Below are 2,344 nucleotides of genomic sequence, written 5' to 3'. Positions count from 1 at the left end.
GATGAGCAGATGGCGGGCAGCACCTGGTACTGGCGCTATCGCGGCGTCGCCACCGCCGACAACAACTTCCGGGCGCTCGATATGGAAGTGCGTACCGAGGCCAAGGCCGAGAACCCGGTCGCCATGATGCGGACCTATATCAGCCGATGACCCAGCACGTTGCCCGCACGCCTCGCCCCGTCCGCCATGCCGGTTTCACCCTGCTCGAAATGCTGGTGGCGATCGCCATCTTCGCCACTCTCAGCATGGGTGCCTATCAGGTACTGCAGGGGGTGCTCACCAGCGACGAGGTGGCCAAGCGCAAGGAGGCCCGCCTCAACGAATTGCAGCTCGCCTTCACCCTGCTGGAGCGAGACATCACCCAGATGGTGCCGCGCAGCGGCCGCATCGAGGGAGAGAACAACAAGGTGCTGCTGGCGGCCTCCCGGTTCGGCCAGCAGAGCGATGACTGGGGCATGGCTTTTATGCGCGGCGGCTGGCTCAACCCGGACGGCATGCTGCCACGCTCCCATCTGCAGCGGGTCGGCTGGCGTCTCAAGGATCAGAAGCTGGAGCGCCTGAGCTACCTCTATCCGGATCCGGTGATCGGCACCGAGCCGCGCATCCAGCCGGTGCTGACGGGGGTCACGGCGTTTCGCCTCTACTTCTTCGACAAGGGCAACTGGAAAGAGGAGTGGACCCAGCGCAGCGTGCTGCCCCACGGGCTGGCAGTGGAGCTGGATCTGGAAGATTACGGCACCATTCGCCGTCAGTTCCTGATTGGCGCCGGTGGCCAGCGCGCCGAAGAGAACAGCCAGAGCAGCAACCCCGACCAGGGGGGCGGCAACAACAGCAATAACGGGAACAACGGCGGCAACGGCAATACCAATGGCGGTAATGGTGACAGCCAGAACGGAGGGAGCGCCAATGCGGGCTAATCTCGCCGCCCCCGATCGCCAGCGCGGCATGGCGCTGCTGGTGGTGCTGCTGATCCTCTCGGTAATGGTGATCATCGCCAGCAATATGAGCGGCCGCCTGCAGCTTGAGCTGCGCCGCACCGCCAACATCACCACCGGCAAACAGGCGTGGTGGTATGCCCTCTCGGCAGAAGCGCTGGTGAGCAAGGTGCTGACGCAGGATTTCAAGGACAACCCCGAGGTGGTCAGCCTCAGCCAGAACTGGGCCCGCAAGAATAGTGTGTTTCCGGTGGACGATGGCCAGCTCAAGGGCGAGGTGACCGACCTGCAATCCTGCTTCAACCTCAACAGCCTGAGCGTGGCCTCCAAGGTGGGGAACGCCGAGGAGCTGGCGCAGCAGCCCTATCCGGTGCAGGTGTTTCGCGAACTGCTCAAGCAGCTGGCGATGGATGATTACGAGGCGGCCCAGCTCACCGATGCCATCCGTGACTGGACCGACAAGGATACGGTGCTGGTCTCCAGCCTTGGCGCCGAGGACGCCTATTACGAGGGGCTCAAGCCACCCTATCTGACCGCCAATCAGTGGATGCTGGGCAAGGACGAGCTGAGGGCGGTGCGCGGGGTGACGGCCAGGGTCTATGCCAAACTGGCCCCCTATGTCTGCACCCTGCCCAACGACAAGTTGAAGATCAATATCAATACCCTTGCCCCCGAGCGCCCCGAGCTGCTGGTCGCCCTCTATCTGGGCACTCTCGGGCTGGATGACGCCAAGCGGGTGCTGAACGAGCGGCCACAGAAGGGGTGGAAAGAGAGCAAGCTGATGACGGACATGCTCGCTCCGGTCGATTCGGTGAAAGGGCTGAAAGAGGCGCTGGTGGTGAAAAGCGACTTCTTCGAAGCCCGAGTCGTGGCCGAGGTCGGCGATAACCGGGCCTGGCTCGAAACCCTGTTCCAGCGGGGCAAGGACAATAAACTGGTGATGCTGCGCCGCCTCAGTAGCGGCGCCGAATAAACAGCGCGCCTGCAGGCCATCGCCTGCGGGTACGAGAGATGTTGGATGCAGCCTGCGGGCTGCGCACCGGTTGCCAGGGCGCACAACGCCCTTTGCAAACCGGTATCGCAGGAGAGAGATGCGTGAGCGAAAGTCTGGTCATCCGACTGGGGACCAATAAACAACAACCCGTGGCCTGGCTGGTCTGGTCTGGTCAGGAGCAGGAGATCATCGCCTCCGGCTCCCTGCCCTCGGCCGATGCCCTGGGCGAGCTGCAGGAGCGGGCAGGTGGCCGCCCCGTGGTCACCCTGGTGCCGGGCAGCGATCTGATCTTCCGGCGCGTCACCCTGCCGGGTCGCTACAACCGCCAGTCGGCAGCAGCCCTCCCCTACCTGCTGGAGGAGCAGATCGCCTCCGACGTGGACGAGCTCCATCTGGTGGTGCTGGCCCACGAGGG

Annotated in this window: 2 protein-coding genes and 2 pseudogenes; all 4 read left to right on the top strand. The window is 64.1% G+C overall.

Going from position 1 to position 2,344, the window contains the following annotated elements; genetic code table 11:
• The coding region (locus tag AB5Y85_RS00990) for a type II secretion system protein GspI (RefSeq protein WP_368221057.1) at nt 1-150 on the top strand (150 nt) is incomplete at its 5' end.
• Nucleotides 147-794, top strand: a pseudogene (gspJ, locus tag AB5Y85_RS00985) (type II secretion system minor pseudopilin GspJ); the annotation flags it as partial. The gene AB5Y85_RS00990 and the pseudogene gspJ, both read left to right, overlap by 4 nt.
• A 112-nt stretch (nt 795-906) precedes the next feature.
• Complete coding sequence (gene exeK, locus AB5Y85_RS00980; protein ID WP_257687119.1) at nt 907-1,908, top strand: GspK family T2SS minor pseudopilin variant ExeK; 1,002 nt, start codon at nt 907-909, stop codon at nt 1,906-1,908.
• Between the two features lie 122 nt (nt 1,909-2,030).
• Nucleotides 2,031-2,344 (top strand): annotated as a pseudogene (exeL, locus tag AB5Y85_RS00975) (GspL family type II secretion system protein ExeL); the annotation flags it as partial.

This window comes from Aeromonas sp. R3-1 (assembly GCF_040908345.1).
Lineage (GTDB): Bacteria > Pseudomonadota > Gammaproteobacteria > Enterobacterales > Aeromonadaceae > Aeromonas > Aeromonas veronii.
Note: the sequence above shows the minus strand (reverse complement) of the source record. Positions and strands in the feature narration are given on the sequence as shown.

Coding starts and splice junctions, on each gene's coding strand:
- exeK (WP_257687119.1), top strand. CDS start 907: ATGCGGGCTAATCTCGCCGCCCCCGATCGCCAGCGCGGCATGGCGCTG.